20 protein-coding genes are annotated in these 23,397 nt (G+C 60.9%); 12 read left to right on the top strand and 8 right to left on the bottom strand.

Annotated elements, in window-relative coordinates; all coding sequences use genetic code 11:
- Positions 1-73 precede the first annotated feature (73 nt).
- The 6 genes from JOE62_RS13160 (at position 74) to JOE62_RS13185 (ending at position 6,753) form a co-directional block, all read left to right on the top strand.
- Positions 74-2,227 (top strand): S9 family peptidase, encoded by a 2,154-nt coding sequence (locus JOE62_RS13160; RefSeq protein WP_204722686.1) that lies wholly within the window; start codon positions 74-76, stop codon positions 2,225-2,227.
- Between the two features lie 20 nt (positions 2,228-2,247).
- On the top strand, positions 2,248-3,258 hold the full coding sequence (locus JOE62_RS13165) for a GNAT family N-acetyltransferase (protein WP_204722687.1): 1,011 nt from the start codon (positions 2,248-2,250) through the stop codon (positions 3,256-3,258).
- A 114-nt stretch (positions 3,259-3,372) separates the two neighbouring features.
- Complete coding sequence (locus JOE62_RS13170; RefSeq protein WP_204722688.1) at positions 3,373-3,813, top strand: hotdog fold thioesterase; 441 nt, start codon at positions 3,373-3,375, stop codon at positions 3,811-3,813.
- A gap of 37 nt (positions 3,814-3,850) precedes the next feature.
- Positions 3,851-5,170: a phenylacetate--CoA ligase family protein gene (locus tag JOE62_RS13175; RefSeq protein ID WP_204722689.1), complete on the top strand. Its 1,320-nt coding sequence runs from the start codon at positions 3,851-3,853 to the stop codon at positions 5,168-5,170.
- A 32-nt stretch (positions 5,171-5,202) separates the two neighbouring features.
- Entirely contained in the window at positions 5,203-5,820 is a 618-nt protein-coding gene (locus JOE62_RS13180) for a TetR/AcrR family transcriptional regulator (RefSeq protein WP_204722690.1), read from the top strand.
- Between the two features lie 219 nt (positions 5,821-6,039).
- Positions 6,040-6,753 carry a nicotinamide mononucleotide transporter gene (locus JOE62_RS13185; protein ID WP_204722691.1) on the top strand — a complete coding sequence of 238 codons (714 nt, stop codon included), beginning with the start codon at positions 6,040-6,042 and terminating at the stop codon, positions 6,751-6,753.
- A gap of 56 nt (positions 6,754-6,809) precedes the next feature.
- Here JOE62_RS13185 and JOE62_RS13190 read toward each other — a convergent pair whose 3' ends face one another.
- The 3 genes from JOE62_RS13190 to JOE62_RS13200 form a co-directional block, all read right to left on the bottom strand.
- Positions 6,810-8,585: a carbohydrate-binding module family 20 domain-containing protein gene (locus tag JOE62_RS13190; protein ID WP_239543372.1), complete on the bottom strand. Its 1,776-nt coding sequence runs from the start codon at positions 8,583-8,585 to the stop codon at positions 6,810-6,812.
- A gap of 326 nt (positions 8,586-8,911) precedes the next feature.
- A complete protein-coding gene (gene paaZ, locus JOE62_RS13195) occupies positions 8,912-11,035 on the bottom strand; it encodes a phenylacetic acid degradation bifunctional protein PaaZ (RefSeq protein WP_204722692.1) in 2,124 nt (707 codons plus the stop codon).
- A 115-nt stretch (positions 11,036-11,150) separates the two neighbouring features.
- On the bottom strand, positions 11,151-11,873 hold the full coding sequence (locus JOE62_RS13200; RefSeq protein WP_204722693.1) for a tyrosine-protein phosphatase: 723 nt from the start codon (positions 11,871-11,873) through the stop codon (positions 11,151-11,153).
- A 140-nt stretch (positions 11,874-12,013) separates the two neighbouring features.
- On the opposite strand from JOE62_RS13200, the gene JOE62_RS13205 reads away from it, so the two are divergent.
- A complete protein-coding gene (locus tag JOE62_RS13205) occupies positions 12,014-12,916 on the top strand; it encodes a serine protein kinase RIO (RefSeq protein ID WP_204722694.1) in 903 nt (300 codons plus the stop codon).
- An 80-nt stretch (positions 12,917-12,996) separates the two neighbouring features.
- Here the strand turns inward: JOE62_RS13205 and JOE62_RS13210 are convergent, their stop codons facing one another.
- The 3 genes from JOE62_RS13210 to JOE62_RS13220 are packed head-to-tail and all read right to left on the bottom strand — an operon-like array spanning position 12,997 to position 15,892.
- A complete protein-coding gene (locus JOE62_RS13210) occupies positions 12,997-13,869 on the bottom strand; it encodes a 3-hydroxyacyl-CoA dehydrogenase family protein (RefSeq protein WP_204722695.1) in 873 nt (290 codons plus the stop codon).
- A gap of 2 nt (positions 13,870-13,871) precedes the next feature.
- A complete protein-coding gene (locus tag JOE62_RS13215) occupies positions 13,872-14,666 on the bottom strand; it encodes an enoyl-CoA hydratase/isomerase family protein (RefSeq protein ID WP_204722696.1) in 795 nt (264 codons plus the stop codon).
- A 2-nt stretch (positions 14,667-14,668) separates the two neighbouring features.
- Positions 14,669-15,892: a thiolase family protein gene (locus JOE62_RS13220; RefSeq protein WP_204722697.1), complete on the bottom strand. Its 1,224-nt coding sequence runs from the start codon at positions 15,890-15,892 to the stop codon at positions 14,669-14,671.
- Positions 15,893-16,228: 336 nt separating this feature from the next.
- On the opposite strand from JOE62_RS13220, the gene JOE62_RS13225 reads away from it, so the two are divergent.
- Complete coding sequence (locus JOE62_RS13225) at positions 16,229-17,656, top strand: MFS transporter (RefSeq protein ID WP_204722698.1); 1,428 nt, start codon at positions 16,229-16,231, stop codon at positions 17,654-17,656.
- 77 nt (positions 17,657-17,733) lie between these two features.
- On the opposite strand, the gene JOE62_RS13230 is transcribed toward JOE62_RS13225, so the two are convergent.
- Positions 17,734-19,173, bottom strand: a complete 1,440-nt coding sequence (locus JOE62_RS13230; RefSeq protein WP_204722699.1) for an amino acid permease — start codon at positions 19,171-19,173, stop codon at positions 17,734-17,736.
- A gap of 184 nt (positions 19,174-19,357) precedes the next feature.
- On the opposite strand from JOE62_RS13230, the gene JOE62_RS13235 reads away from it, so the two are divergent.
- From JOE62_RS13235 to JOE62_RS13245, 3 genes are all read left to right on the top strand, one after another.
- Entirely contained in the window at positions 19,358-20,320 is a 963-nt protein-coding gene (locus JOE62_RS13235; protein WP_204722700.1) for a 1,4-dihydroxy-2-naphthoyl-CoA synthase, read from the top strand.
- 27 nt (positions 20,321-20,347) lie between these two features.
- Positions 20,348-21,475: an AMP-binding protein gene (locus JOE62_RS13240; RefSeq protein ID WP_204722701.1), complete on the top strand. Its 1,128-nt coding sequence runs from the start codon at positions 20,348-20,350 to the stop codon at positions 21,473-21,475.
- 75 nt (positions 21,476-21,550) lie between these two features.
- Positions 21,551-22,435, top strand: coding sequence for a 1,4-dihydroxy-2-naphthoate polyprenyltransferase (locus JOE62_RS13245; RefSeq protein WP_204722702.1), 885 nt, complete (start codon positions 21,551-21,553; stop codon positions 22,433-22,435).
- A 133-nt stretch (positions 22,436-22,568) separates the two neighbouring features.
- On the opposite strand, the gene JOE62_RS13250 is transcribed toward JOE62_RS13245, so the two are convergent.
- Positions 22,569-22,859 carry a DUF4229 domain-containing protein gene (locus JOE62_RS13250; RefSeq protein ID WP_038992302.1) on the bottom strand — a complete coding sequence of 97 codons (291 nt, stop codon included), beginning with the start codon at positions 22,857-22,859 and terminating at the stop codon, positions 22,569-22,571.
- 53 nt (positions 22,860-22,912) lie between these two features.
- Here JOE62_RS13250 and JOE62_RS13255 point away from each other — a divergent pair, with 53 nt between their 5' ends.
- The gene (locus JOE62_RS13255) at positions 22,913-23,356 is read left to right on the top strand and encodes a PLD nuclease N-terminal domain-containing protein (protein WP_038992304.1); all 444 of its coding nucleotides are present in this window, start codon (positions 22,913-22,915) and stop codon (positions 23,354-23,356) included.
- Positions 23,357-23,397 lie beyond the last annotated feature (41 nt).

Here is a 23,397-nt window from a genome sequence, read left to right on the forward strand (position 1 = left end):
TTTGAAACCGCGGTTCTGTCCGCGCTGAGCATAGCTACCCCCGCAAGCATCGGCGGTGGGATTGAATAGTGGTATGACTCCTGAATCATTGACCGCAAATGCTCCTCGTGCCGCGAAGCTGCCCACCACCCGCAGCTTCCACGGCGACGACTTCATCGACAACTACGAATGGCTGCGCGAGAAATCCAACCCGGAGGTCATCGCCCACCTGACCGCGGAGAACGAGTACACCGACATCATTACCGCTGGCCAGCAGCCGTTGCGCGATGCCTTGTTCAGCGAGATCAAGGGCCGCACCGTTGAAACCGACCTGTCGGTTCCGGTGCGTCGTCGCGGCTGGTGGTACTTCACCCGTTCGGCCGAAGGCAAGCCCTACACGATCCAGTGCCGTGTCAAAGCCTCGGACACCGGGGACCTGGTGGCCGACTGGACTCCCCCGGTCATCGACCCGGAAACCGCGCTGCCTGCCGAAGAGGTGCTGCTCGACGGCAACGCATTGGCCGAGGGGCAGCCGTTCTTCTCGCTCGGCGGCATGGCCCTGAATGAGGACGGCAACCTGCTCGCCTACTGCGTCGACAATGCCGGCGATGAACGATTCACCCTGTTCATCAAGGACCTGGAAACCGGCAAGCTGCTGAGCGACACCATTGAAGGGGTGTTCTACGGGCTGGCCTTCTCCCCCGATTCTTCAACGATCTTCTACACGGTAGTTGACGAAACCTGGCGTCCGCACCAGATCCGCGCCCACCGGCTGGGCACCCTCCCAGCGGACGACAAGATCATTTTCGAGGAGAATGATCCAGGCATGTGGCTCGGCTTCGATCTGAGCCCGGACCGCAAGACTCTGATGATCTCCAGCGGCAACTCCGAATTCGCCGAAACCAGCATGCTGGATCTGCTCGATCCTTCGGCGGCAGTGGTCCTGCTGGTGCCGCGCAGCTTGCGCCTGCTGCACGGAATCGATTTGATGCCGGGCGCTGGCCAGGCATTGATCACCCACGACCATGAAGCACCGAACAATATGGTGTCGTTGGCGTCCGTGGACCAGCTGGGCGAGAACACCGACCCCGCCAAGTGGCGCACCGTGGTGGCCCATGAGGACACGGTCAAGATCGAAGGCACGGCAGTAACCGGTTCGCACGTGGTGCTCTCGGTTCGCCGCGACACCTGCGAGCGCGTACAGCTGCTGGCCTTGGACGGCCTGGGCACCTCAGCCCAGCAGGCGGCCATTGAACCGGACTTCGAGGATGAGCTGTTCACCGCCTCGGCGACCTTCGCCGAATTGGAGGCGCCGTTGATCCGCATCGGCTATACCGCTGACTTCACCCCCGCACGCGTCTACGACCTGTGGCTGGAAGACCAGTCGCTGGTGCTGCGCAAGCAGACTCCGGTGAACAACTTCGACCCGGCCAAGTACCTGTCCACGCGCGAGTGGGCCACCGCCACCGATGGCACCAGGATTCCCTTGACCATCATGCGCCGGGCCGACCTGGACACCTCGGTTCCCCAGCCGGTGCTGATCTACGGCTACGGTTCCTATGAGGCTTCGATGGATCCTGGTTTCGGCATTCCCCGCTTGAGCGTGCTGGATCGCGGCGTGGTCTTTGTCATCGCCCATGTGCGCGGCGGCGGGGAGCTCGGCCGCAACTGGTACCTGCAGGGCAAGAAGCTGCACAAGAAGAACACCTTCACAGACTTCATCGATTCCACCCGGTACCTGATCGATTCCGGTTGGGCCGATCCGCAGCGCATCGCCGCGCTAGGCGGTTCGGCCGGCGGACTGCTGATGGGTGCCATCGCGAATATGGCCCCGCAGCTGTATACGGCGATCATCGCCCAGGTGCCTTTCGTCGATGCGCTGACCTCCATCCTTGATCCCGAGCTGCCGCTGTCGGCCTTGGAATGGGAAGAATGGGGCAACCCGATCGAGAGCAAGGAGGTCTACCACTACATGAAGTCCTACACCCCTTACGAAAATGTCACTGCACAGGACTACCCGAAGATCGCTGCGGTCACCTCGCTGAACGACACCCGTGTACTGTACGTAGAGCCAGCCAAATGGGTGGCCAAGCTGCGTGAAATCGGCACTGGGCAGGAACCGATTGTGCTGAAGACCGAGATGGATGGCGGGCACGGCGGCGCGTCGGGGCGCTACGAGTCCTGGAAGTCCCGTGCGTGGGACTATTCCTTCGCCTTGGATGCGCTGGGATGCACTGAAGAAATCTGACAACCGGAGGAACGGCGGCCATGCGCCACATCAAGATCAAAGACCATCGTGACGATTCGTCGGTACGCCGGTTATTGGTGCTGGCCGCCGATCCCGCAGGCGAACAAGGCCTGGAAGACCTGCTTGATGAGTGCCAGGACCTGCAGGTCCTGACACATATCGCCGAGGACGGGACCATCGCAGCGCTGGCAGCCTATCGGCACAGCGATCAGTACTCGCTGTGCTTGGAATATCTTGCGGTGCTGCCCGAATTCCAGCAACGCGGGTTGGGCCGGGCCCTGGTTGAGGAACTGCGCTCGATGCACCGCAAGAACGTCTGGGCCACAACAGATGATGATGCCATCGACTTCTACCGGGCATTGGGCGGCGTGGTTTCCAATTCCGCCGAGGACCCCAGGTGGCCCGGCGTCGCGCGGTACTTGTGCACCCTTCCATATCTTCCTCTGCTGAACAACCAGCCGACGGAAGACCCGGAGTACGAGGCGGTCAATGGCCAGCTGACCCGGGGCAATATTCGCATTGTTGAGCCCTCGCCGAGCTGGCCGCAGGATTTCGAGGACTTCGCGCGCCTAATCGCTGGTGCCTTGGGCCCGCAGGCTCTGGCCATTGAGCATACTGGGTCCACGTCGGTTCCGGGGCTCCCGGCAAAACCGATTATCGATATTTCTTTGCTGGTCCCCGACGCCAATGTCGAGCCCAGCTATGTTCCGGCGCTGGAGGGTGCTGGCCTGGTGTTCTGGCATCGCGAGCCCGGCTGGTACGCGCACCGCATGTTCAAGCCGCCAGCTGGCAGCAGCATCGATGCCAATATCCACGTGTTCTCTGCCGGCAGCCCGGAGTATCTGCGCATGGTCATTTTCCGCGAACACCTCAAGGGCGATGCCGCTGACCGGCAGGCTTACGCGCAGGTCAAGCGACAGGCCGCGGCCCAGTTGCTGGCCGAGCAGGGCGAAGATGGGTTGGTCATGGATTACAACCGGATCAAGGAGCCGTTCATCTTGGCCTTGCATCACAAGCTCTTCGCCTCGTAGCTTCCAGCTTTCCGCTTCGCAACAGATCATTGTTTACCGCTATATAACTTGACTTAGCTCACATTTTGTTATTACCTAATGATCGTTCGGTAAATAAATCGGCGAAGGACAATGATGACCAATACCCAGGTAGAAGAACCAGCACCCCACGCCATTCTCCGCAATGACTACGCGACTCAATGGATGGGCATCAACGTCGTCGAAGTTCGCGAAGGGCATGCGGTCATCACCATGGAACTGCGCCCTGAAATGCTCAACGGTTTTGGAATCGGCCACGGCGGAATGATCTTCGCTCTGGCAGACACCGCCTTTGCCTTGAGCTGCAACCCCGTAGAAGGCTCCGATGAGAGCATCACCGTCGCCTCCGGAGCAGATATCAATTTCCTTCGGCCAGCCATTCCCGGAAGAACACTCACCGCCACCGGCCAACGGGTCTCGCAGCAAGGACGCAGCGGGATCTATGACATCACGGTGACCCAGGAATCCAGCGACGGCAGTACCGAAGTCCTAGCCGAATTCCGCGGACGTTCCCGCACCGTGCCCAAGCCGCGCTAAGGCCACCCTTCAGTTCACTCGACACGAAAGTTCCAGCATGTCTCAGACTTCCAACCGCGACGCTCTCCCCAATCCCCTGGATCCAGAAGAGACCATGAGTCGCGATGAAATTGAAGCCATCCAGCTTGAACGGCTGAAGGAAACCCTTCACCACGCCTACACCAACGTCCCGCATTACAGAGAAAAATACGATGCGGCAGGAGTCCACCCCGAGGATCTCAAGGAACTGGGTGACCTTGCGCTGTTCCCGTTCACGGACAAAGAAGATCTGCGCAAGAACTATCCCTTCGGCATGTTTGCCGTTCCGCAGCATGAAGTCGCCCGCATCCATGCTTCCTCGGGCACCACTGGACAGCCCACCGTGGTTGGCTACACCAAGAAGGACCTGGAAGACTGGGCCAAGCTCGGTGCCCGATGCCTGCGCATGGCCGGAGTCAAGCCGGGCTGGAAGGTCCACAACGCCTACGGCTATGGGCTGTTCACCGGCGGGTTGGGAGCCCACGCTGCTGCGGAACATCTTGGTGCAACGGTCATCCCCATGTCCGGAGGGCAAACCGATAAGCAGATTTCACTGATCCAGGACTTCGCCCCCGATGCGATCCTGTGCACCCCGACCTACCTGCTGACCATCGGCGATGCCATGCAGCGCAAGGGCCTCGATCCGCGCAGCACGTCGCTGAAGGTCGCTGTTCTCGGCGCCGAACCATGGACCGAAGAAATGCGCCATGAACTCGAAGAGATGTTCAATATCGATGCTTGCGATATCTACGGACTCTCAGAGGTCCTGGGCCCAGGTGTAGCCGGCGAATCCAATGAACGCAAAGATGGAAGCCACATCTGGGAAGACCATTTCCGTCCCGAAATCATCGACGCCTTCGATTCGAGCAAGGTCCTGGGCGATGGAGAACATGGCGAGCTGGTCTTCACCTCGCTGACCAAGCAAGCCCTGCCAATCATCCGCTACCGGACCCATGACCTGACACGCCTGATGCCTGGCAGCGTCCGCCCGGGACACCGCCGGATGGGCCGCATCACCGGGCGCAGCGATGACATGATCATTCTGCGCGGAGTCAATCTCTTCCCCAGCCAGATCGAAGAGCTGATTCTCAAGGTTCCAGGCCTCTCTCCTCACTTCCAGCTCATCCTTTCGCGCCCCGACCGCATGGATCAACTGGCAGTGAAAGTCGAACGCCGCATGGATGCGACGGCCGAGCAGGCTGAACACGCAGGGAAGGAACTGGCCAAGCTCATCAAGATCCACATCGGCTCGTCCTGCGCCATCGATGTCGTTGAGCCCGAGTCGCTGGAGCGATCAATGGGCAAGCTCAAGCGAATCTATGATCTGCGTAATCAGTAATATGCGCAGGGACATGGAATAATCGACTCATCATGGACACAACCGACACTGCCAGCCGCCCGGTGAAACGCGGGCGCCCCGGGTACGACCAGGAAACCGTACTGAGAATTGCCGTCGAGGCATTCAACGAATACGGCTACGACGCGACCTCCATGGGCAAGCTTGCCGACCGCTTGGGGATCAGCAAGTCCGCGATCTACCATCACGTGCCTTCCAAGGAAGACCTGCTGCGCCGCGCCTTGGACGAAGCGCTCTTCCCCTTGGAAGCGGTCATCACCGAAGTGCGCACGCACGAGGGCAGTGCCGACGAGCGTTTGGAATTCTTCTTGCGCTCAACCATCCGCATCCTGATCGAAAAGCGCCCCTACGTGACCTTGCTGCTGCGCTTGCGTGGCAACACCGAATTGGAGCGCCAAGCGCTGGAACGGCGCCGCGCCATGGACCGCCAGCTCGCTGAGTTGGTCACGTCCGCGCAAAGCGACGGGAAGCTTCGCGATGACCTGGAGCCCCGCGCCACGGCCCGACTATTGTTCGGCATGATCAACTCGGTAGTGGATTGGTACCGGGTTGATGGCCCACTGGAGGCTTCGGCGCTGGAAGAACAAGCGGTGTCACTGCTCTTCCATGGCCTGCACACCGTGGTGAAGTAGCCGCATTCATTTGCCATTATTGAGGCTCTCTGCTTTTTGAGCAGGGAGCCTCAATGCGTTGATGCGGAATTAACACTTGGTCGCTGTGGCGCATCCAACCTTTGGGAATTTACGGACTCACAGGAATCACCGTTAGCATCTAAGGGGTGCCTTGTGCACCTGTCGTTGCCAATCGATCGAGTGAAGAGCACCGTGGATTCCTTCTTAGAAACCCTGTTCATGGCTACTGCAGACAGCAGTAGTTCCTATGTCCAGATCCTGCTGTCAGCCGCTAGCATGCTGCTAGTTTTCGTCTCCGCAATCCTTCTTGGGCACCGCAATGATTTGGGTTGGTGGACGCTGATCCTCTCGGTTTTCGGAGGCCCCATGATCTCCGCGTTGCAGTATGACCTGCTGGGCCTGATCTACGCGATCCCGCTGCTACTCCTGCCGATTTTCGGCCTATGGCGTTTTTCGCAGTTCAAGCTCAACGGCAAGTTCACTCGCGAAGTGACCAAGACCCCGGTCACCCTCTGGTCTGCCGTGGGCATGGTTGTCGGCTTGATCCTGCTGGTGGCCTTGCGCTTCGGCCCATTCCTCTTCAACTCCGGCTTCTTGACCGCCACCCCGGAAGTCTGGGTGATGTACTTCGCTGACGCCGCCATTTTCGCTTCCTTCGTCATGATTGCGCGCGGTGTTCGCGAAGGCTGGCTGCTGCTGGCTGTAGCAGCTATCGCGGACCTGGTGGTGTACTTCTTGATTTCGCCAATGCTGGGCATGCTTGGCCTCTACGTCTTCATCGCCCTGGCCGCCGCGTACGGCTACTTCCTGTGGCGCGGCCTTCCTGCCCAGGCTGCCGAGCCGGTGCAGGTCGAGCTGGACGAGGAAGAGCTGGCCTTGCAAAAAGCCAAGCAGGCAACCTTGGAGAACCTGAATGCCAAAACCGAAAAGTAGCTGAACCTAGAATGATCCCGCCCCAGTGTGAACTGGGGCGGGATCATTTTTTGTGGCTAATTGCGCCAGCTGTCGTTCAGGTTCAGGGAACCGTCCGCATTCACGGTCGCGATGCGGTTGGCCCCTGATTCCCACTTGGCATTGCCGCTCTGGTCGTACTTGACGTACTTGTATTCGAACTGCGTTCCTGCCGGAAGGTCCACCGTTCCGCTCCAGCTCGGGTAGCTGGCAGCTGATAGCTGTGGCGCCTTGGCCGGATCCCAGCTGCCTAGTTCCGGCTGGTTGCCGACGATGCGGATGTTCTGCCCCCAGACGGTTTGGGCGGTGACTGCGACGCTGACATCAGCGGTGTCCTCGACCGGATCCGGCGTTCCTGATCCGCCATCGGATACTGCACCGATGTGCAGGGCCATGGCACCATAGGCAGGCAGTGTCGCGGTGAACTTGCCGTCGGCGCCCACAGTGATGGTCTTCGAGCAATCGCCTCCGGCCACCACATCACAATAGGTGCCAGCGGCCAGCGAGCTGGTGTATTCGCGGGTGGTTGCCGCCGAGGTGTTGTTGATGGCTACGAAGCCCTTATTGCCGCGGCCGTATGCGATCTGGTTGCCGCCATCGTCCCACCAATTGCTGACAGCCGCGTCGCCGACGGCGTTGTTGAAGCCCACCATTCCGGTGATTTCATCTTGCCGCTGTTCGCAGGTCCAGGCGGAGGAGTCGCAGCTGGCATTGGGTACCGATGCGTCGCTGGCGCCCGGAGCGCCTGCATCCTTGTCGGTGAACTTGTATCCGGAATACACGGTGGGTGACCCGTAGGGCCAGGACAGCATGAAAACATTGCCCAGCAGGTACTTGGCGCCCCACTTGTAGTTCATGGATTCGCCGTTGCGTTCGGTGTCGTGGTTGGCGACAAAAACCCCGGCCCGGTCACTGGTGAGCTTACCGTCGCCGATGAAGCGCAAGTTGGCGATTTGCGCGTCGAAATCATGCTTGAGCTGCCGCGCATAGTCGAATTCGTGCGAGTCGCCACTGCCGAGGTATTCGCTTTCCTGGATCGGTTCACCCGACGCCCCGATCACCTCGTGCACCCAGTACACGCCGGGGTTCTTCATCTTGGATTTGATGCCTTCGAGGTCCGTTGCGGGCATGTGCTTCGCGGCATCGATGCGGAATCCGGATACCCCAAGCGAGACGAGGTCATCGAGATAGTCGGCGATGTTTTGCTGGACGTAGCTGCTGGAGGTTTTCAGATCCTGCAAGCCCACAAGGCGGCAGTTCTGCACTTGCCAGCGGTCGGCATAGTTGGTGATGTTGGTGCGGCAATCGTTGAAGTCCTGGGCCGAATACTCTGGGAAGTTGTCATCGGAGAAAGCCGAGCCTGCGGTTCCAGTACCGGACTGCCCGGCTCCGGTCATGTGATTGACCACGGCGTCTGCGATCACTTTCACGCCTGCATCGTTGCAGCTTTTGACCATGGCGGAGAATTCCTCGCGGTTGCCCAGTTTCGAGTCCACCTTGTAGCTCACCGGCTGGTACGAGGTCCACCATGCAGTGCCGCGCAGGTGCTCAGCTGGAGGCGAGACCTGGACGTAGCCATATCCTGCTGGACCGATGCTGGACTCGCATTCCTGGGCTACCGAATTCCAGTTCCATTGGAACAGGTTGAGGATGACATCCTTGCCGTCGTTGGATGGGGTGGCGGCTTGGGCGGGTGCCGCGAACAACGGTGCGGCGAGCAGGGCGACCGAGACGCCGAGTGCTGCCACCGGCTTCACCGTCCTGGCTCCGTGCCGGCGTTGTGTTGATTTGGCGCGTGATGGCAAAAGTCCCATAGAAAAACTCCTTTATTGTGATGATCGGGCTGCGATAGCTCGACGCGACAGCGTCGGGATCGCTCAACCACACATTCCCCATCAACGCGTGGCCTGCGACACAACTGTAAGCGTTTTCTTAGCTCTCTCCAATAAGTAAATTTCTGTAAATACGTTAAACCCTCGAAACTGTCCGCGTAAATTGCCCTAAAATTTTTTCACTCCACGCCAAATCTTGCCAAAATTGGAAACGCTTTCATAAATATCCGGCGAAGCTGTCCTGGCTCCGAGCACGCAAAAGGGTGGATGCCGTGGTTGACGGCATCCACCCTTGCTGAAGTTGCGTTTTAGCCTTCGAAGTTGGCGTAGGTGAGGTTTTCTTTCTCCACCAAGGTCAAGACATCGTAGGTCGCGACAATCTCATCATTCTGGTTGTGCAAGATCGCATCCCATGCGACCTCGCCATATTCATCGGTGACTCGCGGCGTGATTTTCTTGGCCGTCAGGGTCACGCGGATTGAATCTCCGGCAGCCACCGGGGTGATGAAGCGCAGGGATTCCAATCCGTAGTTGGCTAGCACTGGCCCCGGCGCTGGCTCTACGAAGAGGCCGGCAGCCCACGACACGAGAAGGTACCCGTGGGCGACGATTCCCGGGAAGAACGGGTTCACTTCGGCTGCCTTTGCATCGGTGTGGGCGTAGAAGGTGTCGCCAGTTTTCTTGGCGAATTCGCTGATCTCTTCAAGGTTCACTACGCGCAGATCAGAGGCGAAGCCATCACCTACTTGCAGCTCGGCCAGCGACTTGCGGAACGGGTGCGCGTATTGCTCCTGTCCGCCGAACTTTTCGCATCCGGCCAGGCGCTGTTCAGCGCCGGCATGCCACACGCCGCTGAGCGCAGTGAGCATATTCGGCGAGCCCTGAACGGCAGTGCGCTGCATATGGTGCTTCACTGATCGGATTCCGCCCAGCTCCTCGCCGCCGCCGGCGCGCCCTGGGCCACCATGGACCAGGTGTGGCACTGGTGAACCGTGACCGGTCGTTGATCGCGCGGTTTCCCGGTTCAGGATGTGCACGCGGCCATGGTGGGCGGCGATTCCCAGGGCCAGTGAACGCACGGTGTCGGCGTCATTGCTGCACACGGTGGCTACCAGCGAGCCTGCACCCATGGCGGCCAGCTGCACGGCTTCGTCAAGATTGTCGTAGCCGATGACGGAGCTGACCGGTCCGAAGGCCTCGCGAGAGTGCACAAGCGGGTTGCGGGAATCGGCCCATCGCAGAACCACCGGAGACATGAAAGCACCGGATTCGGCCACGGCGTCACGTTCTGGTGCCACGCGTACGGCTGGGGCATCCAGGCGGCCATAGGCAAGCTCGCCACCAGCGTCAATCATGTCTTGCACTGCAGCACGGACATCAGCCAGCTGTTCCAGCGAAGCCAAGGCGCCCATGGTCACGCCCTCGACGCGGGGGTCGCCAATGACAACCCGCTGCTCGATTCGCTGGCCGATGGCGGCAATGACCGGTTCTACCAGATGGGAAGGCACGATATTGCGGCGGATCGCGGTGCACTTCTGGCCGGCCTTGGAGGTCATCTCAGAGACGACGACCTTGACGAAGGCCTCGAATTCCGCTGTTCCCTCCTCTGCATCAGGGCCGAGAATGGCCGCGTTCAGGGAGTCGGTTTCTGCTGCGAAGCGCACTCCCCCGTCGATGACATTTGGATGGGACTTCAGCTTGCTGGCCGTGGCGGCCGAGCCGGTGAAGGCGAACATGTCACGGTAGTCGAGGTGGTCCATCAGGTCGCGGGCTGATCCCGAGAGAAGCTGCAGGGACCCTTCGGGAAGGATGCCTGATTCCAGCATCATCCTCACGGCTGCCTCGGTGAGGTACCCCGTTGGAGTCGCTGGCTTGACGATGGTGGGAACACCAGCGATAAACGCCGGGGCAAACTTTTCGAGCATGCCCCATACCGGGAAGTTGAACGCGTTGACCTGCACCACGACACCACTCATTGCGGTGTAGATATGCGTGCCGATAAAAGAGCCGTCCTTGCTCAGCGGTTCCGTTGGCCCGTCCAGAATGACATTGCTATTGGGAAGTTCACGGCGGCCCTTGGATGAGAATGTAAACAGAACACCGATTCCGCCATCGATATCCACCATGGAATCGATTTTGGTGGCCCCGGTCTTGAAGGAAATCTCGTAAAGGTCTTTGCGTCGCTCATTCAGATACAGCGCGAGTTCCTTGAGCTTGAGTGCGCGCTCATGCAAGGAGAGCTTGGCCAGTTCCTGATGCCCGGTGCCACGGCCATAGTCCACCGCCGCTGCAACATCCAGCTTGTCATTGGTGACAGTGGCTAGAAGTTCTCCGGTGTTGGCGTCGCGGACTTCTGTTCCGCCCTCGGACTGCGGGGTCCGCCATTCTCCGGCGATAAAGCTGGGTACCACGCTGATCTGTTTTGTCGACATTGACGCAATTCCTTCCTGAACGGTCGGTCAGTATTAACCTTAACCTTATCAGCAAGAGAGTGGCCGGGAACACCTCAAATTGTTGTTCGCGAGAATTCTCCACCCCGCCCGCTACTCAGGAATTCCGCGCGAGACCACTCAGGTGATCGAGACCCTCCTCGATCATGCCCTGGGACAGCAGATAGGAGCGGGCCGAACCAAGCCATGCACAGAATTCCGACAGGGCCGTGGCTCTTTCTTGAATGATTTCCCGCAGCTCTTCTTCACCCCGATAGCTCTCGTAGGGATGCTTTCGCGGCGAGACACGATGCCATTCATTGATGCCCCGCACCGCCAGCTCATCATGGATGAGAATCTGATCCCGGGAACCTGCGAGATCCAGTAGCATGGTGGCAATCAAGCCAGAGCGGTCGCGGCCTGCCGAACAGTGGATCAAGGTTGCCCCTTGGGAGTTCGCCAAATTCTCGAAGACTGCACGCAGTTGGTTGCCGAATTCTTCGCACACCAACCTGTACATGGCGGTGTGATTCATATATGGCACAGCAATCGATTCGAACCTCGGATTGCCGGGCGTCTCCAGCGGCAGGTTCACCAGTTCAATGCCGGAGAACGCTGCCTGGGGTACGGCGGGGTCATGCTCCCGCCGGCGGATCTCGTTGGGGTTGCGCAGGTCCACGACCTTGCTGACTCCGCCCTCGTGCAGTTGCTGCCAGCCCCGGGCACTAATCCACTCGTGGCGACCCATTCGATAAAAGGCTCCGCAAATATGCCGCGCATTCACGGATCCTTCCCATTCCAGATCTCCGCTTTGCATTTGATAGTTCAGGCTCTGGCTCATTTACCCATTGCAACATATTGATTCCCTGTTGTAGAGTTCTACTCATTGGCAACTGCCAATCAGTCTATTGAAGGAGGGGTAACGATGATGGCTTACCGCCGTTCCCGGTCATTGATCTCTTTTTCTAAGGACTTATCCCCATGCATTTTCCTGCTGGAGAACCAACCACCAGCTCACAGGTAACCTCGTCCAACTTCGCTGACGCAGATACCAAACTCAAATTCCGCAGGCACAAGCCCGTATGGATCGAATCATCCTCGGATGAGTCACCGGCTGGCCAGCGCTACTCCACCTGGCCGTTTATCGAAAAAGGCATGCGCGGGCCACAGCCCTACCCGCTATGGCTGATTGAGGACGCCGGTGCCGTAGACACCGAATTAGGCATCCTCAAAACCGGCAAAGAAGGCGACGTCTTCCTGTTGGAACGAGCAACGCAGGAGCGCTCAAGCTTACTGGCCGCCAAACGTTATCGCTCCCGCGACCACCTGCAATTCAGCCGTTCGCAAGCTTATAGCGATGGCAGGTCTGCCCGGCGCTCGCGCGATAATCGAGCCATCAGCAACAAGTCCGCCTACGGCCGGGACATCGCCGCTTTGCAGTGGGCCAACGCGGAATGGACCTACCTCTTGCGCTGTTACGAAGCCGGCATTCCGGTGCCGTATCCGGTACAGATTGACGGCACCGAAATCCTCATGGAATTCATTGCCGACCCGGACAATTCGCTGGCGGCAGCACCCCGCCTGCAACAGCTTGCGCGCTTTGATCCACGGCTTCCCGCACTATGGGATCAACTCACAGACGCCCTTGAGAAGTTCGCTGGATTGGGCATTGCCCATGGCGACCTGTCCGCCTACAACCTCCTGGTTTCCGGCGAGCGTCTAGTGGTCATCGATGTTCCGCAGTGCGTGGATCTGGCGGGCAATCCGCAAGGCATGGACTTCTTGCACCGCGACTGCGTCAATTTGTGCGAGTGGTTTGATTCCAAGGGACTGTCACATGATCTAGATGAGCTGTTTGCTTCACTGCTAGGACATCTCTTCTAGGATCCAGAGGGACAATGGCCTCCGCCAGTCATTCCTGACCGACGGAGGCCATTGTCGCTGAAGGTTATATGGCGGGTTTCCTACCAGCTGTAGAAGCCCTGGCTGCTCTTGCGCCCCAGCTTGCCCTCGGCGACCATATCCTTGAGGATCTGCGGCGGGGCGAAGCGCTCCCCCAACGTCTCGTGCAGGTATTCTGCGATTCCCAGGCGCACATCCAGCCCGACAATGTCGGTAGTCTTCAGCGGTCCGGTCGGGTGCTTGTACCCTAGGACCATCGCATTGTCGATGTCTTCGGCGCTGGCGACGCCTTCTTCCACCATGCGCATGGCTTCCAGGGCGATTGCCACGCCCAAGCGGGATGATGCGAAGCCCGGAGCGTCATTGACGACGACCGCGGTCTTGCCCAAGCCTTCAACCCAACCGCGCGATGCACCCACCAGCGCTTGGTCGGTCTGCTTGCCGATCACGACCTCGATCAGGGTGGAAGCCGGGACCGGGTTGAAGAAGTGCAGGCCCAGGAAGTTCTGCGGACGCTGCAATTCCTCGGCCAGTCCGCTGACCGACAGCGACGAGGTGTTGGATGCGAGCACGGCATCGCTGCCCAAGGCCTGCTCCACCGCTTGCAGCGAGGAGACCTTCAGATCCCAGATTTCAGGGACTGCTTCAATCACCAGCTGCGCGCTGGCGAATTGCCCGTAATCGGTACTGGTGGAGAAACGAGCCAGCAGCTCTTCGCGGCTTTCGCTCACCCCGCCGCGGGCAATCGACTTGTCCACTGATGCTGCCACGCGCTCATAGGCGGCCTGCGCCGACTCGCTGTCGCGTTCGACAACAGTCACCGAGCTGCCGCTGATCAGGAACGCGTGGGCGATGCCGGCGCCCATGCGCCCTCCGCCGAGCACGCCCATCTGCTGCGGCAGTGCGCCGGAGGTGAAGCTGGTCTGTGCACTCATGCTTACTTCTTCTTTCGATCTAGGAATGCTTGCATGCGGTCGAATTTTGCCTGGGACTCGAACAGCATGCCCTGGGCCAAGGTGTCGATGACCGGGTGGACTTCGCGGGGAGTATGGAAGACCGACTTGGTGATGCGAACCGCCAGCGGATCCTGGGCTCCGATGCGGTCAGCCAAGGCGTCGGCCGCCGCATCCAGCTCGGTAGCCGGATGCAATTCGGTGACCAGGTTGGCAGCCAGGCACTGCTCGCCGGTGAGCACCTTGCCGGCCAGCAGGATTTCTTTGGCCAGTGGTTCGCCGACCAGCTCCTTCAGCCGCCAGGTGGCGCCGGCGGCGGCCATGATGCCCAGGTTCGTTTCAGGGTTGCCCATGCGCAGCTCGGGGGTGCCGATGCGGAAGTCCGCGGCATAGGCCAGCTCGGCACCGCCGCCCAGCGCGAAGCCGTCGAGGGCTGCAATCACCGGCATCGGCAGCTTGGCAATCCTGTCGAAGATGCCCGAATTGATCCCGGCGAGCGCATCATCGCGACGGCGTTCGCGCAGCTGGGCAATATCCGCGCCCGAAGCGAAAATGCCCTTGCGTCCCTTGGGGTTGGCTTCGCTCGGCGCTTGTGCGGGGGTGCCGGCGATAATCAGGATCTTGGGGCTCTTCTCCAGGTAGGCGCAGATGGCGTGCAGCTCGTCGACCATGGCCTGGTCGATGGCGTTGCGCACATCCGGCCGGTGCAGGCGCACCCAGAGCCGGTCATCGGTTTCCGACAGCTTGAGGGTGGTGAATTCGCTCTTCAGATCGCTCATGCCTAGACGCCTTCCAGCAAGATTGCGGCGCCCTGGCCGACGCCCACGCACATGGTGGCCACACCCAGCTTGCGCTGCTCGGAGGCCAGTTCGCGTTCCATGCGGCCCAGCAGGGTGATGACAATGCGCGAACCGCTGGAACCCAGCGGGTGGCCCAGCGAAATGGCGCCGCCGTCGCGGTTGACGATTGAGGCGTCCACGCCCAGCGCGCGCATGCTGGCCAGGGACTGGCTGGCAAAGGCCTCGTTGATTTCCATGGCACCGATCTGCTCGATGCCCACGCCGGCGCGTTCGAGGACCTTGCGGGTCGCCGGGACCGGGCCCATGCCCATGATCTCCGGCTCAAGGCCTGCGGCCTGCCCGTCGACGATACGTGCGCGCGGGGTCAGGCCGTACTTCTTGATGGCGCGTTCGGAAACCACGAGGATCGCCGAAGCGCCGTCGTTCAGCGTCGAGGCGTTGCCTGCGGTGACCACGCTGCCGCCCTTGACTACTGGGCGCAGTCCGGAAAGCACATCCATGGTGGTGCCAGGCCGAGGCCCCTCATCCGTATCCACGATGGTGTCGCCCTTGCGGCCCTTGACCGTCACCGGAACGATTTCATCGCGGAAGCGCCCAGCCTCGATAGCGGCGATGGCCTTGGCGTGGGATTCGACGGAGAACTGGTCGCAGTCCTCGCGCGAGATGCTGTAGACCCGGGCGACTTCCTCGGCGGTTTCCGGCATGGAGAAGGTGGCCTTGCCATCGCGGGCATACTCCCCGGAAAGGAATTGCGGATTGGTGAAGCGCCAGCCGATGGAGGTGTCAAAGGTTGCCCCCGGCTGGGCGAAAGCCTTGGCCGGCTTTTCCATGACCCAGGGAGCCCGCGACATGGATTCGGTGCCGCCAGCGACGACGATGTCGGCGGCACCGGCCCTGATCATGTGGCTGGCCATGGTGATGGCACTCATGCCGGAGGCGCAGAGGCGGTTGACCGTGATACCCGGAACGGTGACGGGAAGTCCTGCCAGCAGCGCGGCCATGCGGGCCACGTTGCGGTTCTCCTCGCCGGCGCCGTTGGCGTTTCCGTAGATGACTTCATCGATGTCTGCCGGGTCGATGCCTGCGTCGTCGATGACGCGGCGGATCGTCAGCGCAGCCAGGTCGTCAGGGCGCACAGCACTGAGCGCCCCTCCGTAGCGTCCTACCGGCGTGCGTGCTCCACCTACGAGAAATGCCTCGGTCATTTATGCTCCTTATGCCGAAATGGTTAGTGACCCTCAACACCTAAACTTACCGACCATTCGTTCAATAATAAAGTCGCGGATGGCCGCTTTTACACAATTGAACATTTTTAGGTTGCCGGCTCCACATGGCCAGCCCACGGGCCAACCACCGTTTTATCCGCGAACCCTCGGAACCAATTCCATGTCAGTGCTTGATTTTGCAAAATGATTCGAATAGCCTCTGGTATTTAACCGACTCCGGGGAACCCTCGGATCGTGGACCGCGGCCAAGGCGATGAATTTCCATCTGGCCTTTGGGCGATCGGTCGACGGAAAGCTGAAAACGACGGAGCAGTAATGCAACCGGAACATAGCCAGCCAAACGACAATTCGAGTTCTCATAATTTCACTCCCGACCTGGACCACGACATTGGCCCGGACATGAGCACGCAGGAAGGCCGGCAAGAGGTTCGCAAGGCCACTGCCGCCTCGGCCATGGGCAACATGACCGAATGGTTCGACTACGGTGTCTATGCCGTAGCCGTCACCTACATCACCGCCCACTTCTTCCCCACCGAGGGCGGCACTTTCATGGCCTTGGCCACCTTCGCCCTCTCCTTCCTGGTCCGCCCGATTGGCGGCCTGGTCTGGGGCCCGCTGGGCGACAAGCTGGGCCGCAAGAAGATCCTGGCCTTGACGATCATCATGATGTCGCTGGCCACCTTCCTCATCGGCGTCCTGCCCACCTATGAAGCCATTGGCGTCGCAGCCCCGATCCTGCTGGTGCTGCTGCGCATGGTCCAGGGCTTCTCCACCGGTGGCGAATACGGCGGCGCGGCAACCTTCATGGCCGAATACGCGCCGGACCGCAAGCGCGGCTTCTTCGGCTCCTTCCTGGAATTCGGCACCTTGGGCGGCTTCGCCCTCGGTACCGCGGTAATGCTGGCCCTCCAGCTGATGCTCGGCGAAGAGGCCATGATGGCCTATGGCTGGCGCATCCCGTTCTTCCTCGCATTGCCCATGGGCCTGATCGGCCTGTACCTGCGTAGCAAGCTGGAAGACACCCCGGTCTTCCAAGAGATGGAAGAGGCCGGCGAGGCCCAGCAGGGCGGTTCGCTCAAGGAACTGGTCATGCAGTACTGGCGCCCGATGCTGACCATGAGCGGCCTGGTCATCGCGCTGAACGTCGTGAACTACACGCTGCTCAGCTACATGCCGACCTACCTGGAAACCCAGCTGGGGCTGAGCTCCAGCGCATCGCTGGCCACCATCCTGATCGGCGAGGTTGCCATGATGGCGGTCATCCCGTTCGCCGGCTCGCTCTCCGACAAGGTGGGACGCCGTCCGATGTGGTACGCCTCGGTGATCGGACTGTTCGTGCTGGCACTGCCGATGTTCTGGCTGATGGGCCAGTCCTTCGCCTTGGCCATTGTCGGCTTCGCCGTGCTTGGCCTGTTGTACATCCCGCAGCTGGCGACCATCACCGCGACCTTCCCGGCGATGTTCCCCTCGCAGGTGCGCTTCGCGGGCTTCGCGATCACCTACAACATCTCCACCGCCATCTTCGGCGGTACCGCCGCGATGGTCAACGAAGCGGCAATCGATTCCACCGGCTTCCTGCTCTTCCCTGCGATCTACATGATGGCAGCCTGCGTCATCGGCGCGATCGCCATCAAGTTCATGCCGGAGACCGCCGGCGCCTCGCTGCGCGGCACGGAAATCCCCGACGCCCTGGACACCGGCATCCTGGCCACGGTGCAACAGGACGAAACCCGGACGTCCTGAGCCAGCGCAACACCAAAGGGGGCGCATCTGCAGTGCAGATGCGCCCCCTTTGGTGCTTGGTGCCGAAAGCCCGGCGGCTAGAAGTCGATGCTCGACTGGGCGTGCCTGCGGGCGAACCGCCAGCCGACCCACAGCAGCACCGCGAACAGCGGAATCGCGGCGATCGTGCACAGCCCTACCGGGAATACCTCGCCGTCCTCCCCGGTCAGCGTATCGAAGGAAATCAGGACGGTGATCACCAGCAGGGAAATCAAGCCGATCCAGCCGGTAATGGGCGAACCCGGCATGGGCAGCGAGGACACCGCGCCCTTTCTCTTGCGCAGCATCAGCTGGCATCCGAAAATCGAGGCCCAGGTGAACAGCACACCAATGGATGCGGTGTTCAAGGCAAGGTCGAAAGCGAAGGAATCGCCAAGCCAGATGTTCAGGATGACGCCGGCAAGATAGACCACGCCCACGGTGATGATGCCGGCTGAAGGGACAAATTGCTTGTTCATCTTGGAAAGCCACTGCGGGGCATGCCCTTTGCCGCTCATGGTTCGCAGGATGCGGCCGATGGAGTACAAGCCCGAATTGCAGGAGGACAGCGCGGCGGTAATCACGACCAGGTTCATGACGCTTCCCACCCAGCCCAGGCCCATCTTCTCGAAGACCATGACAAATGGGCTGACCCCGGATTCATACTCGTTCCAGGGCAGCACCATGGCCAACAGGGACACGCTGCCGACATAGAAGACCAGGACGCGGACGACCACGGCGCGGATTGCCGAAGGAACTTCCTTTTCCGGGTGCTCCATCTCGCCGGCGGCAATGCCCACCAGTTCAATGGCGTTGTAGGCGAAGATTACCGAATTCAGGACCAGGATGCTGACGAAGAAGCCGCGCGGGAACATGCCGCCCTCGCCGTTCTCATCGCTGATAAACAGGTTGGCCACCGATGCGGTGTGCTCTCCGACCTGGGCGTTGTTCACCACCATGTAGGTGCCCACGGCCAGGAACAGCAGGATCGCGGCAACCTTGATGCAGGCCGCCCAGAACTCGAACTCCGCGAATGCCTTGGCGCTGAACAGGTTGATGGCCACCGGCAGCAGCAGCGCGCAGAATGCGGACACGGTCACCGGAACAGTCGGGAAGAAGTACTGGAAGTACAGGCCGATGGCGATCAATTCGGCGATGCCGGTCATGATCCAATTCAGCACGTACATCCATCCGCAGACGAAGGCGCCCTTCGGGCCGAAGAGCTCAGCGGCGTAGGAGACGAAGGAGCCGGAGGTCTGGCGGTACATGATCAATTCACCCAGGGCCCGCATCAGCAGGTAGGCCAGCGCGCCGGCCACCAGATAGGACAGCACCAGCGCTGGCCCGGTCGAGGCCAGCCGCCCGCCGGAGCCCATTAACAGCCCCACGCTGATGGCGCCGCCGATCGCGATCATCTGGACGTGGCGGCGGCTCAGGGATTTCTTGTAGCCCTCGGCGCTGATTTCCGGGGCTGCCGGTTGATGCTGGGCAGATGGCATAGATGAACTCCTGGCCTACGGACGCGTTGGATGAATCCGTGCAAAATCGTGAAATGAATCCGGTGAGTCACTGGATGGTCCAAGGCTTCGTGGCGGTAATTCCGCGCGCGACCGCGAGTCGGACCGTGAAGAGTCTGCTCCCCCTTTCTTAGAGTTCGCGAAGAAACCGACTAGCATTCATAGGGTGAGTAGCCTGAATAATTCCGCATTGCCCGAGAAGGTCTCCGATGTCTTCGATCCAACGCGCTGGCGCGTGGTCGAGGGATTCGACTTCACCGACATCACCTACCATCGCCAGGTTGAGCGAGCCGCTGATGGCGGCATCGTGCGCGACTTTCCCACCGTGCGCATCGCCTTCAACCGTCCCGAGGTGCGCAACGCGTTCCGCCCTCACACCGTGGACGAGCTGTATCGCGCCATGGACCACGCCCGGATGTCCAGCGATGTGGCCACCGTGCTGCTGACCGGCAACGGACCATCGGAGAAGGACGGCGGGCACGCCTTCTGCTCCGGCGGCGACCAGCGCATCCGCGGCCGCGACGGCTACCGCTATGCCGAAGGCGAGACCCGCGAGTCCATCGACCCGGCCCGTGCCGGACGCCTGCACATCCTGGAGGTCCAGCGCCTGATGCGCACCATGCCGAAGGTTATCGTGTGCGTCGTCAACGGCTGGGCTGCCGGCGGCGGGCACTCTCTGCACGTTGTCTCGGATTTGACCATCGCCTCCAAGCAGAACGGCAAGTTCAAGCAGACCGATGCCACCGTCGGCTCCTTCGATGCCGGGTACGGTTCGGCTCTGCTCGCCCGCCAGGTCGGGCAGAAGACGGCCCGCGAAATCTTCTTCCTCGCCCGCGAGTACTCGGCCGATGACATGGTCCGCATGGGCGCGGTCAACGAGTCGGTGGATCACGAACGCCTCGAAGAGGTGGCGTTGGAGTATGCAGCCGATATCGCGCGCCAGTCCCCGCAGGCCATCCGCATGCTGAAGTTCGCTTTCAACCTGGCCGACGATGGCCTGTCCGGACAGCAGGTCTTCGCAGGCGAGGCCACCCGCATGGCCTACATGACCGACGAAGCAGTGGAGGGGCGCGACGCGTTCCTGGGCAAGCGCGACCCGGATTGGTCCAGCTACCCCTACTACTTCTAATCGAGCGCGGAGGAACGAGGACCGGATATGGACGCACAACTCGCTGAACTGCTCGCGGCCCTGGCCAAGGCGGCCAATGACGAGGGCCCGGCCGTTGAGGTGCTGCTCGATGAGCGCAGCCCCAGCGGCTGGCGCATCGAGTACTTGACCCCTACGGACCTGCCGGGTTTCGAGCAGCCCATGGCGGTAGTGCGGACCTCCGGTTCCACCGGCCGGGCCAAGCGCACGGTGCTCAGCGTTTCGGCGTTGGCATCCAGCGCGCAGGCCACGGCCGAGTTCCTCGGTTTCGAAGGCCAATGGCTGTTGGCCTTGCCGGTGCACTATGTGGCGGGCCTGAGCGTGCTGACCCGTTCCTTGTTCGCCGGCACCAAGCCAGTGGCCATGGACACCAGGGGCAGCTTCTCGGCCACGGCTTTCACCGAAGCGGCCAATGAAATGGTCGAGTCCCGCCGGATCACCTCGCTGGTGCCGACCCAGCTGGCCCGGCTGCTGGACAACCCGGCTCCGGAAACCCTGCAGGCGTTGAAGCGTTTCGATGCCATCCTCCTGGGCGGGGCCCGAGCCAGCCGGGATCTGCTGACCCGCGCCCGGCATCACGGGCTGAAGATTTTCCAGACCTACGGCTCTTCGGAAACCTCCGGCGGCCTGGTCTACAATGGCACCTCGCTTCCCGGCGTGCTGCTGGCCGAGCACGAGGGGCGAATCTGGGTTTCCGGACCGATGCTGGCCGACGGATACGCCAACGCTCCCGAAGCCACGGCCGAGCACTTCGTTGAACGAGATGGTGCGCGCTGGTATGTCACCGATGATCTGGGCACCGTTGACGGACAGCGCTTGAAGATCATCGGGCGCATCGACGACGTGATCAATTCCGGGGGCATTAAGCTTTCGGCATCGAAGATCGAAGGGCTGCTGGAGGAATTCTTCACGCAGGCAATTGTGGTTCCGGTGCCCGATGCGCAATGGGGCCAAAGCGTGGGACTGGCATATTCGGGCCCGACCAGCACTGCCGATGCCTTTGACGCGGTGCGCCGGACGCTGGGCAAGGAAGCTGTGCCCAAGCACGTGCGCCACTACCCCCGCGGCTTGCCGCAGCTGCCCAACGGCAAGTTCAATCGGCGGCTGCTCATCGAGGAACTGGGCATTCGCGACTAGCCTCAATTCGCCTTGCACGGCTAATCGCGGGAAACTAGAGGGTACGAGTTTTCACTTGCCCTGAAAGGACAGGAAGTGGCCACACTTTCCCAATGGGTTTCCGGTGCGCGCTTGCGCACCTTGCCCATCGTCATTGCCCCGGTCGTCATCGGCACCGCGGCCGCGCTCGGCGAAACCGGAACCATTCACTGGTTCCGTTTCATCTTGGCTCTGCTCGTGGGCCTGCTGCTCCAGGTGGGAGTGAACTACTCCAACGACTACTCGGATGGCATCCGCGGCACCGATGACGAACGTGTCGGCCCGCTGCGCCTGACCGGTTCCAAGCTCACCGAACCGAAGAACGTGCGCAATGCCGCTTTTGGTTGCTTCGGGTTGGCCGCCGTCTTCGGCCTGATCCTGGTCATCCTTTCCTCGGCCTGGCCGCTGCTGCTGGTCGGCGTTGCCGCGATCTTCGCCGCCTGGGGCTACACCGGCGGCAAGAATCCCTATGGCTACCGCGGCCTGGGCGATATCTACGTCTTCATCTTCTTCGGCCTGGTTGCCACGCTGGGCACCACGTTCACCCAGATCAACCAACTGACCATGGCGTCGCTGTGGGGTGCCACCGGCACCGGGCTGATTGGCTGCGCCCTATTGATGGCCAATAACGTGCGCGACATTCCTACCGACAAAGAGGTGGGGAAGATTACCTTGGCGGTACGCCTTGGCGAACACAACGCCCGCCTGAGCTATGTGCTGATGCTGGCGATAGCCATCCTGCTGCCATTGCTGGCCACCGGTGACTTCCCGTGGATGTGGCTGATCCTGGTCACCTTCATTCCTGCGGTAGCGCCATCGCTGCTGATGCTTCGCGAACAGCGGCTTCCCAAACTGGTGCTGGTGCTCAAGCAGACCGGCATTGTGAATATGGTCTACGCGGTACTCTTTGCCTTGGCAATCGCCATCGAGGTCCTAGCCTAGGCTCCAGCAGTGACTGCATAAGACGATGGGCTGGCCGGATCATGCGATCCGGCCAGCCCATCTCGTTAATTGCCGTGCCGGCCAGGGTGGTTGGCTGGGCCATGCAGTTCTCGATTGACCTGCGTAGCGGGAACTACTCGGCGTGAGGCGTCTGCTTGCGCTGCGATTCGTCGAATTCATCCTCGACAGCTTCGTCGTCCAGCTGCTTCTTGGTCTTGTTGGCCGAGGTCTTGTTGAAGGCATTGCGGATATCTTCGTTCGCCCGTAGACGAAGTTTGTTGAAGAAAAGGTAGGCCACCGCGAAGGCCACGATGAGGCCAATAATTCCGGAAACGAAGATTGGCCACCTCAGACCCCACCAGAGGCCCAGAAAAACGGCAAGGAATACGCCTAGGCGGATAACGGTATATTTCACGAACTGCATAGTCTCAAGTCTACCGATGAACCTGTGAACAGGATTATCACTAGAATGGAAGCATGGTCCGCATTTTAATTTTCGCCGCAGTGGTTTCGGTTGCTTTGACGATCTACACCCTGATCGAATGCGCTCGTGCAGAACGCAGCCGCATACGTTCATTGCCTAAGCCTGCGTGGTTCGCGGTCATCATCCTGCTACCGCTCGTCGGAGCCGGTTTGTGGTTCCTCCTGGGGCGCCCTGCAGCATCTCATGATGCCCCGGCGCAGAAGTCCATGGCTCCGGACGATGACGAGGATTTCCTGCGCCAGCTGGAGATCTGGCGCCGCCAGCAGCAGCGTGAAGCCGACCTGAAGGCGCGTGAGCAAGACCTCACCAAACGCGAGGAAGCGCAGAAGGCCGACGACGCGAAACCAGCCAAGCCGGAGGCCAAGGAGCCAAAGCCCAGCGCGGAGCACAAGAACAACCCAGAAGGCTCAGACAGCGCCTCGCCTGACTCCGAATAGCCCTCTCGACCTGCCGGGGTTCCCGGCAACCAGCCCAGCAC

It is taken from the genome of Glutamicibacter nicotianae, assembly GCF_016907615.1.
GTDB classification, from domain to species: domain Bacteria; phylum Actinomycetota; class Actinomycetes; order Actinomycetales; family Micrococcaceae; genus Glutamicibacter; species Glutamicibacter nicotianae.

What these genes read in the sequence shown, in the direction of transcription:
- JOE62_RS13185 (WP_204722691.1), top strand. Translation starts at nt 6,040, where the DNA reads ATGGCTACTGCAGACAGCAGTAGTTCCTATGTCCAGATCCTGCTGTCA.
- JOE62_RS13165 (WP_204722687.1), top strand. Translation starts at nt 2,248, where the DNA reads ATGCGCCACATCAAGATCAAAGACCATCGTGACGATTCGTCGGTACGC.
- JOE62_RS13220 (WP_204722697.1), bottom strand. Translation starts at nt 15,892, where the DNA reads ATGACCGAGGCATTTCTCGTAGGTGGAGCACGCACGCCGGTAGGACGC.
- JOE62_RS13170 (WP_204722688.1), top strand. Translation starts at nt 3,373, where the DNA reads ATGACCAATACCCAGGTAGAAGAACCAGCACCCCACGCCATTCTCCGC.
- JOE62_RS13250 (WP_038992302.1), bottom strand. Translation starts at nt 22,859, where the DNA reads ATGCAGTTCGTGAAATATACCGTTATCCGCCTAGGCGTATTCCTTGCC.
- JOE62_RS13175 (WP_204722689.1), top strand. Translation starts at nt 3,851, where the DNA reads ATGTCTCAGACTTCCAACCGCGACGCTCTCCCCAATCCCCTGGATCCA.
- JOE62_RS13225 (WP_204722698.1), top strand. Translation starts at nt 16,229, where the DNA reads ATGCAACCGGAACATAGCCAGCCAAACGACAATTCGAGTTCTCATAAT.
- JOE62_RS13160 (WP_204722686.1), top strand. Translation starts at nt 74, where the DNA reads ATGACTCCTGAATCATTGACCGCAAATGCTCCTCGTGCCGCGAAGCTG.
- JOE62_RS13180 (WP_204722690.1), top strand. Translation starts at nt 5,203, where the DNA reads ATGGACACAACCGACACTGCCAGCCGCCCGGTGAAACGCGGGCGCCCC.
- JOE62_RS13205 (WP_204722694.1), top strand. Translation starts at nt 12,014, where the DNA reads ATGCATTTTCCTGCTGGAGAACCAACCACCAGCTCACAGGTAACCTCG.
- JOE62_RS13200 (WP_204722693.1), bottom strand. Translation starts at nt 11,873, where the DNA reads ATGAGCCAGAGCCTGAACTATCAAATGCAAAGCGGAGATCTGGAATGG.
- paaZ (WP_204722692.1), bottom strand. Translation starts at nt 11,035, where the DNA reads ATGTCGACAAAACAGATCAGCGTGGTACCCAGCTTTATCGCCGGAGAA.
- JOE62_RS13215 (WP_204722696.1), bottom strand. Translation starts at nt 14,666, where the DNA reads ATGAGCGATCTGAAGAGCGAATTCACCACCCTCAAGCTGTCGGAAACC.
- JOE62_RS13190 (WP_239543372.1), bottom strand. Translation starts at nt 8,585, where the DNA reads ATGGGACTTTTGCCATCACGCGCCAAATCAACACAACGCCGGCACGGA.
- JOE62_RS13230 (WP_204722699.1), bottom strand. Translation starts at nt 19,173, where the DNA reads ATGCCATCTGCCCAGCATCAACCGGCAGCCCCGGAAATCAGCGCCGAG.
- JOE62_RS13210 (WP_204722695.1), bottom strand. Translation starts at nt 13,869, where the DNA reads ATGAGTGCACAGACCAGCTTCACCTCCGGCGCACTGCCGCAGCAGATG.
- JOE62_RS13255 (WP_038992304.1), top strand. Translation starts at nt 22,913, where the DNA reads ATGGTCCGCATTTTAATTTTCGCCGCAGTGGTTTCGGTTGCTTTGACG.
- JOE62_RS13240 (WP_204722701.1), top strand. Translation starts at nt 20,348, where the DNA reads ATGGACGCACAACTCGCTGAACTGCTCGCGGCCCTGGCCAAGGCGGCC.